The organism is Curtobacterium sp. MCSS17_011, from assembly GCF_003224275.1.
GTDB lineage: Bacteria > Actinomycetota > Actinomycetes > Actinomycetales > Microbacteriaceae > Curtobacterium.
Genome location: NZ_QKLE01000005.1, coordinates 213,406 through 220,747, shown reverse-complemented (window position 1 = coordinate 220,747; position 7,342 = coordinate 213,406). Strand labels below are relative to the sequence as shown.

At 70.7% G+C, this 7,342-nt stretch carries 4 protein-coding genes; 2 read left to right on the top strand and 2 right to left on the bottom strand.

What is annotated here, in order from left to right; genetic code table 11:
- Positions 1-68: 68 nt before the first annotated feature.
- Both efeO and efeB read left to right on the top strand, forming a co-directional pair.
- Entirely contained in the window at positions 69-1,289 is a 1,221-nt protein-coding gene (gene efeO / locus DEJ17_RS06135; RefSeq protein ID WP_110892531.1) for an iron uptake system protein EfeO, read from the top strand.
- Complete coding sequence (gene efeB, locus DEJ17_RS06130) at positions 1,286-2,590, top strand: iron uptake transporter deferrochelatase/peroxidase subunit (protein ID WP_110892530.1); 1,305 nt, start codon at positions 1,286-1,288, stop codon at positions 2,588-2,590. Before efeO ends, efeB begins: the two co-directional genes overlap by 4 nt.
- Before the next feature lie 320 nt (positions 2,591-2,910).
- Here the strand turns inward: efeB and DEJ17_RS06125 are convergent, their stop codons facing one another.
- Together DEJ17_RS06125 and DEJ17_RS06120 are read right to left on the bottom strand one after the other, a co-directional pair.
- Positions 2,911-5,295 (bottom strand): bifunctional UDP-sugar hydrolase/5'-nucleotidase, encoded by a 2,385-nt coding sequence (locus DEJ17_RS06125; protein ID WP_110892529.1) that lies wholly within the window; start codon positions 5,293-5,295, stop codon positions 2,911-2,913.
- 100 nt (positions 5,296-5,395) lie between these two features.
- Positions 5,396-7,210 carry a thiamine pyrophosphate-requiring protein gene (locus tag DEJ17_RS06120; protein ID WP_110892528.1) on the bottom strand — a complete coding sequence of 605 codons (1,815 nt, stop codon included), beginning with the start codon at positions 7,208-7,210 and terminating at the stop codon, positions 5,396-5,398.
- Between the last annotated feature and the right edge of the window lie 132 nt (positions 7,211-7,342).

Genomic DNA, 7,342 nt, shown 5'->3' with positions numbered 1-7,342 from the left:
AGATGTGTATAAGAGACAGGTCCCCGCTCGTGGCCCTCCGGCCGCGCACCCTGCAAGGAGCACCGACCATGTCCTTCGGTAAGCCCGTCCGACCCCTGATCACCCTGAGCGCCCTCGGCGCCGTCACCGCCCTCGCACTCACCGGGTGCGCCGGCGGGTCCGCCGAGGCCGGCGGCTCCGGCGCCGACGCGAAGGTCTCCCGCGTCACCATCACGCTCACCAACGACGGACGGGACGCCTGCGCGGTGTCCTCGACGAAGGTCCCCGCGGGTCCCGTCACCTTCACGGTCAAGAACGAGTCGTCGACCGCGATCACCGAGGTCGAGCTGCTGCAGGACCAGCGGATCCTCGGCGAGAAGGAGAACCTGGCGCCCGGCCTCGACGCCGTCCGCTTCACCGCCACGCTGACCGGTGGGGAGTACCAGGTGTACTGCCCCGGCGCCGAGACCGAGCTGACGGACTTCACCGTCACCGGCAAGGCCGCGTCGACCGCGAACAGCAGCGCCTCGACCCTGCTCCGCGACGGGGCGAAGGGCTACGCGACCTACGTCGACGGTCAGGTCACCGACATGGTCGCCGCGGTCCAGCAGCTGCAGCAGGACATCGACGCCGGCGACCTCGACGCGGCGAAGACCGACTACGCGAACGCCCGTCCGTTCTACGAGCACGTCGAGAGCGACGTCGACGGCTTCGTCAAGAAGGGCTTCACGGCCACTGACAACGCCGGCAACCTCGACTACCTGATCGACATGCGCGCCTCGAACCTCGACCCCGCCGTCGGCTGGAGCGGGTTCCACGCCGTCGAGAAGGACCTGTTCCAGGCCGGGAAGATCACGGCTTCGACGAAGCAGACCGCCGCGGACCTGACCGAGGACGTCCAGCTGCTCGCGAAGCTCGTGCCGACGCTGGACTACAAGCCGGAGGACCTGGCGAACGGCGCCGCCGGCCTGCTCGAAGAGGTGCAGTCGAACAAGATCACCGGCGAGGAAGAGGCGTACAGCCACATCGACCTCGTCGACCTCGCCGCCAACGTCGAGGGTGCCCGCCAGGCCTTCGCGTACCTGAAGCCGGGGCTGACCAAGCTCGACCCGACCCTGACGAAGCAGATCGCGAAGCAGTTCGACGCCACGAACACGCTGATGGACGGCTACCGCGACGCCGACGACCTGGGCGGCTTCGCCACGTGGGACGCCGCCACGAAGAAGTCCGACGCGAACACGATCTCGCAGCAGATCCAGGCGCTGCAGGACCCGCTGTCCCGCCTGGCCGAGAAGGTCGCCACCGCGTGACCGAGCCGGACGAGGCACCCCGGGCGGACGAGGCACCGCGGGCGGACGTCTCCCGCCGTGGTCTGTTCGGCGCCGGCCTGGCCGTGGCCGGTGCCGGGGTCGGCGCGGCAGCCGGCATCGGCGGCGCCACCGCGGCGACCGGCGTGAACCCGTTCACGGCGGCGACGAACGGCGACGAGTCGATCGACCTGTCGCAGAGCCAGCCGTTCTACGCCACCGCGGCACGGCAGCCGCAGGGCGGGATCCGCACCACCCCGCAGCGGTACTGCGTCTACATGACGTTCGACCTGTCGACGACCGTCACGACGGAGCTGCAGGTGCTCCTCGCCCGCTGGTCGGCCGCGATCGCCCAGCTGCAGGCCGGCAAGACCGTCGGCAGCGTCGAGCCGACGCACGGCAACGGGGTGGGTGCCGACACCGGCGAGGCGCTCGACCTCGGGCCGGCGTCCTTGACCGTCACGGTGGGCCTGGGCCCCGGCGTCTTCGACGAGCGCTTCGGGCTGGCCGACCGCCGTCCGGCCTCGCTCGCCGACATCCCGACGCTGCCGAGCGACAACCTGCAGCAGGGGCTGACCGGCGGCGACCTGTCCCTGCAGGCCTGCGCCGACGACCCCCAGGTGGCGTACCACGCGGTGCGCGACCTGGCGCGGATGGCCCGCGGCACCGCGACCGTCCGCTGGACCGTGCTCGGCTTCGGCCGGGCTTCGGCCGGGCCGGACCAGAGCACGCCCCGGAACCTGATGGGGTTCAAGGACGGCACCCGGAACATCACGACCGACGCGGACCACGACCGGTTCGTCTGGCTCGACCGCGACGCCGGGTGGATGGCCGGGGGCAGCTACCAGGTGGTCCGGAAGATCCGGATGAACATCGAGACCTGGGACGCCGACGTCGTCAGCGACCAGCAGCGGGTGTTCGGGCGGACGAAGATCCAGGGCGCTCCACTCTCCGGCGGACAGGAACACACCACCCCGGACTTCCACGCGAAGGACGACGACGGTGCGACGAAGATCGACGCGACATCGCACATCGCCCTCGCCGCGCACGAGGCGAACGACGGCGTGAAGATCCTGCGCCGACCGTACAACTACACCGACGGGCTCAACGAGTACGGTCAGCTCGACGCCGGGCTGCTCTTCATCGCCTACGTGAACGACCCGGACCACTTCACGCGGCTGCAGCGGAAGCTCGGCGCCTCGGACCGGCTGAACGAGTACGTCTCGCACATCGGGTCCGCGGTGTTCGCGGTGCCGCCGGCGCCCCGCAAGGGGTCGTACATCGGCGAGCAGCTGTTCCGATGAGCTGAGTCGCTGACTCGAGGAGTGGGCGCCCTCCGCCGTTTCCCTGGAGGCGGAGGACGCCCGCGTCGCGGAGTCTCGCCGAACGGAACCACCGTCGACTTGCTGAAAGCGACCCGGCACGACGCGTCGCGGAGCGACAACCCCGAGAGTACCCCGCAGATCCGCGGATCCGCAGCGTTCGACCGGGATGGACAGCAACCGTGACACCCGGATCCCGCGACGTGCGCGCCGGACGTGGTCCGGGCCTCCCGACCGCTGCGAACGGGCCGCCTCACCAGGGTGAGACGGCCCGTTCGCAGCGTGTGCCCGCAGGCTCCGCGTCAGTCCGTCAGGACCGTCGCGGCACGTCGGGCGCGGTTCCGGCGGAGGACCACGAGCGCTGTGATCCCGGCGAGCAGGAGCAGGCCCGCCGCGATCGCCGGAGCGGTCAGGTCCGCACCCGTGTAGGCGAGGTCGCCACCGGCGCGGGGGTCGTCGTCGGTCCCGCCGACGCCACCGAGGCCGGCGTCGTCACCCGTGCCGGGGCCGGGGGTGACCCCGCCGCCCGTGCCCGGGGTCGGGTCGACCGGGTCAGTGGGGTCCGTGGGGTCAGTGGGGTCAGTGGGGTCCGTGGGGTCGGCAGGGTCGACCGCTGCGGCGACCGGGACCGTCACGGCGAGGGTGACGGTCTGGCCACCCGGCAGCGTGACGACGAGTGGTGCGTCCTTCGTGGCGACCGGCTCGGCCACCGCGGCGAGCGAGACGGAACCGGCGGTGCGGGCGGCGGAGGGTGCAGCCGACGCCTCGACCTCGGGAACCGTGACGGTCAGGCTCGCGTGACCCTGCTCGTCGTTCTTGTCCGTGATGGTCGGGTCGATCGCGGCAGACGCGAGCTCCTTGCCGTCCGCGGTGACCGAGACGGTGCCGGCCTTCTCGGGGTCCTCGCTGCTGAACACGAGCGACGACAGGTCGAGCTCGATCTCGTCACCGGGCTGGAACCCACCGGCCGGGGTCGGCGTGACGGTGACGCCGACGGCGCGCTGGTCGAGCGGGGGCGTGACCTCCGGGTGGGCGAGGAAGTAGTCCACCTGGGCCTGCAGGTCGACCTGGCCGGAGTCGGCGACGTTCGTGCCGGTCGCGAAGGCGGCGAAGTTGTCGCCACCGGTCGACAGGAACGAGTTGACGGTCACCTTGAGGGTGTCGGTCAGCGCGATCGCCTCGCCGTCGAGGGTCATCGCGGTGATGCGCTCCCCGCGGCCCTTTGACGGGTCGTAGGTGTACGCGAAGCCGTCCGAGACGCCGAGCTTCAGGAACGGACGCTCGAGGCCGTCCGGCTGCCACTGCTGCTCGAGGGCGTTCTTGATCTGCTGGCCGGTCATGTCCTTCGTCACCAGGGTGTTGGCGAACGGCTGGACGAGCGCGGCCTCCTTGTAGGTGACGGTGCCGTCCGGGTCGCCGGCGCCGCTGGACGCGTAGACCATGTCGGTGCGGAGCCCGCCCGGGTTCATGAAGGCGACCTGCGAGCCGTTCCGCTCGGTGGCGCTGCGCTGGACCTCGGCGATGGAGTTGCCCAGGACGGACTCGCCACCGCGGTTCTCGGCCTTGCGGTCGGACTGCACGGCGCGACGCAGGTCACCCGTGATCTCGCCGAGCTTCTCGCCGCCCTTGACGTCGGCGACCGTCTTCGCGGCGGTCACGATGTCGCTCACCTCGGTGACCGAGGTGGTGTCGGCGGGCACGCGGGTCTCCGTGTTGACCGGCTTGACCTCGGACGTGATGCCGGTGAGCTGCTTGTCGGCGTCCACGGTGAGCTGCAGGTGCCCGAAGTTCACCCCGTAGGACCCGGCCTGGATCACCGGACGCTTCGTGCCGTCCGGGCCGGCGATGTCGTGGTCGTACGTCGCGTGGGTGTGCGCCGACACGATGGCCGAGACCTTCGACGAGACGCCGGAGGTGATCTTGCCGAAGGCACCGGTGCCGGTGGCGTCGGCGAGCGCGCTCGTGGTCGCGCCCTCGTGCACGAGCAGGACGAGCACGTCCGCCTCGCCGTTGTCGTCCTTGCCGTCGGTGAGCTGCTCGGCGTACCGGTTGACCTGGCTGACGATCGGGGCCATCGCGAGGCCCTTCACCCCGCCGGGACTGACGAGCCCGGGGATGAGGTCCTCGGTGGTGGCGCCGATGAAGCCGACCTCGACGCCGCCCTTCTCCACGATGGAGTACGGGGTGAAGGCGGGGTCGGTGGTGCCGGCCTTGACGATGTTCGCCGAGACGTAGGGCCAGTCGGCACGGTCCTCGATGCGGCCGGTCAGGTCGTCCTGGCCCTTGTCGAGCTCGTGGTTGCCGATCGCGCTGACGTCGAGGTCCATGGCGTTCAGGGCGTCGATGGTCGGGGAGTCCTGCTGGATGAGCGAGGTGAAGGTCGAGGCACCCACGTTGTCGCCGACGCTGGCGAAGATCGTGTTCGGGTTGGCCTCGCGGTAGGACTGCACGACGCCGGCGAGCTTCGCGGCGCCGGCGGCCTTGTCGGCGGCGGTGCCCTCGGACTCGATGCGACCGTGGAAGTCGTTGACGTCGATGATGTCGATCGTCGTGTCGCCCTCGGCGGCGACGGCTGTGGACGGGACGGACAGTGCGACCAGGACCCCGGCGGTGGCGAGGGCCGCGCCGGCGCCGAGGCGTCGTCGGGTCGTCGCACCGGCGGTTCCGGCGGTGTGGGAAGTGTTCATCGTCGTCGAACCTACGAAGACGCACAGGCGACTCGCCAGACCCCCGCGCAACTCGTCATACGACGTTCACACGGCCGTCCCCTCGCACCGCCGACCCGGTTCAGTCGCGGCCGAGCGCGCCCTTCACCCGCTCGGTGACCTCGGTCGCCATCGCCTTGGCCGAGTCCTTCACGACGTCGAACTCGACCGGGTCGCCCTTCAGCAGGCTCTTCGCCGTGTTGATCGCGTACTCCTTCGTGATGTGCGGGGGCAGCGGCGGGACGCTGCGGCTGACGTACGCATCGATGAGGGTCACCCCCTGGTGTGCGAACGCCCGCTCGACCGCCGCCTCGACCTCGGAGTCCTCGTGCACCGCGATGCCCTGGAACCCGAGCAGCGTCGCGTACCCGGCGTAGTCGATCGACTCGACGTCCTGCGAGCCGCGCCACATCGGGTTGCCGTCCTCGGTGCGCATCTCCCACGACACCTGGCCGAGGTCGTCGTTGTGCATGACCACGATGACGAGCTGCTGGTTCGGCCAGGCCGCCATGTACTTCTTCACGGTGATGAGCTCGTTCATGCCGAGCATCTGGAAGGCCCCGTCGCCGATCGTGCACACCGCCGGACGGTCCGGGAACGCGAACTTCGCCGTCACCGCGTACGGCATGGCCGCGAGCATCGTCGCGAGCCGGCCGGACATGTCGCCGCGCATGCCCTCGCGCAGCCGGATGTGGTGGCCGTACCAGTCGGCGGTGGTGCCGGCGTCCGCGGTGACCGTGACCCCGTCGGGCAGCCGGTCGTTCACCGCCTGGATCACGCGGCGCGGGTTGACGCCGTCGGAGTACTCGACCTCGGACTGCGCGCGCATCTCCGACTCCCACTCGCGCATCTCGTGAACGACCGTCTCCTGGAACGACTTGTCGGACTTCTGCTCGAGCAGCGGGAGCACGGCGTCGAGCGTGGACCCGACGTCACCCCACAGGTTGAGCTCGGTCGGGTAGCGCAGTCCGAGCTGCTCCGGCTTGATGTCGACCTGGATGCCCCGAGCCTGTCCCGTCTTCGGCATGTACTCGCCGTAGGGGTAGTTCGTGCCGAGGAGCACGAGGGTGTCGCAGTCCCGGATCTGGTGCAGCGACGGCAGCGACCCGAGGAGCCCGAGCTGCTGCGAGTGGTACGGCACGTCGGACGGGATCACGTCCTTGCCGCGGAGCGCCGTGATGATGCCCGCACCGGCCTTCTCGGCGGCGGCGAGCACCTGGGCCGTCGCACCGCGGGCTCCGGCGCCGACCAGGAAGGTCACCCTCGAGCCGGCGTTGATGATGTCCGCCATCCGCTGCACCTCGTCGGCCGGCGGGGTGATGCGCGTCGAGGCGGGGACGTCACTCGACCGTGACGCCCAGTGCTCCAGCGGCGGAGCGTCGTAGGACATCGCCTGCACGTCGTGCGGCAGGATCACCACGGCCGGCTGCTTGCGGAGCGACGCCGTGCGGAACGCGGTGTCGACGACGACCCCGACGGCCTCCGGGGTGGCCACCGTCTGCACGTAGCAGGCGACGTCGGCGAAGACGCGCTCCAGGTTCGACTCCTGCTGCGTGAACGAGCCCATCGCGGCGAGCCCCTGCTGGCCGACGATCGCCACCACCGGCTGGTTGTCCATCTGGGCGTCGTACAGACCGTTCAGCAGGTGGAAGGCACCGGGACTCGACGTCGCCACGCAGACCCCGACCTCGCCGGTGAACTTGGCGTGCGCGGTCGCCATCAGCGCCGCGATCTCCTCGTGCGTGGGGCGGACGTACTCCAGGCCGTCACCCGTCGACGCCGCCTTGCCGAGCGCGCCGTCGAAGGCGCCGATCCCGTCGCCGGGGTACCCGAACACGCGGGAGACCCCCCACGCCTTGATGCGGTCGATGACGAAGTCGCTCACGGTCGTGCTCATGGCACCAGCGTGCGCGGGCGCGCACGGGTCCGTTCACAGGCTCTGGTCTGGAGGCCCGGATCACGTGCGCGACGTCGGTCACGTGATCCGGGCCTCCCGGCCAGGGCCGGTGCTGCTCCTGCCCGCTGCTGG

Excerpts from the sequence above, each read along its gene's own strand:
- DEJ17_RS06120 (WP_110892528.1), bottom strand. The coding sequence starts at position 7,210 with ATGAGCACGACCGTGAGCGACTTCGTCATCGACCGCATCAAGGCGTGG.
- efeO (WP_110892531.1), top strand. The coding sequence starts at position 69 with ATGTCCTTCGGTAAGCCCGTCCGACCCCTGATCACCCTGAGCGCCCTC.
- DEJ17_RS06125 (WP_110892529.1), bottom strand. The coding sequence starts at position 5,295 with ATGAACACTTCCCACACCGCCGGAACCGCCGGTGCGACGACCCGACGA.